The organism is Microbacterium sp. ZW T2_14 (assembly GCF_044987405.1).
Classification (GTDB): domain Bacteria; phylum Actinomycetota; class Actinomycetes; order Actinomycetales; family Microbacteriaceae; genus Microbacterium.
Window position 1 is genome coordinate 1 of the sequence record NZ_JBJDRK010000133.1, and the last position, 775, is coordinate 775.

Genomic DNA, 775 nt, shown 5'->3' on the forward strand with positions numbered 1-775 from the left:
GGGCGCGGGGTGAAGGGGCTGGCGGAGGCCGCGGCGGCCGATCCGCTCTCGCTCGACGACGGCGAGTGGGTCGCGCTCCTGAAGGCGACGGGCGGCGACCTCGACGCGCTCGCGGCCACGGCCGACGACGTGCGCCGCTACACCGTGGGCGAGGCCGTCACGCTCGTCGTGAACCGCAACCTCACCTCCTCGGGGCTCCGCGCCGCGCCGACCGACGACCCGTCGACGTTCACGCTCGACGATGTCGGCGCGATCGCCGCCGACGCGTGGGACCTCGGCGCCACCGAGCTCTGCGTGCAGGGACTCCTGCCGCCGGAGCAGGATCCGTCGGGCTATCTCGACATCGCGCGCGCGGTGAAGGCCGCGGCCCCCGGCATCCATCTCCATGCCTACCGCCCTCAGGATGTGCGCGATCTTGCTGAGCGCACGGGCCTCGGACTCGATGCCGCCCTGGCTGCGCTGCGCGACGCGGGCGTCGACACCGTCCCGGGCACGGGCGTCAAGGTGCTGAGCGAGCGCGTCCGCAGCCTCGTCGCGCCCGGCGACCTCGAGATCGACCGTTGGATCGAAGGCATCACCGCCGCGCACCGCGCCGGCTTCCGGTCGACGAGCGTGCTCTTCTACGGGCACGTCGAGACCGCCGACGAGCGCGTCGCGCACCTGCGGCTGCTGCGGGAGATCCAGAGCGCCTCGACCGGCGCCGGCGCGGCGACCATGGCGGGCGGCTTCACCGAGTTCGTGCCGATCCCCCTCCCCGGCCCGGCCGGCGGGGTGC

1 protein-coding gene is annotated in these 775 nt (G+C 74.8%); it reads left to right on the plus strand.

Features of this window, described 5'->3' with window-relative positions; all coding sequences use genetic code 11:
• The coding region (locus ACI3KY_RS20300; RefSeq protein ID WP_404931921.1) for a radical SAM protein at positions 1 to 775 on the plus strand (775 nt) is incomplete at both ends.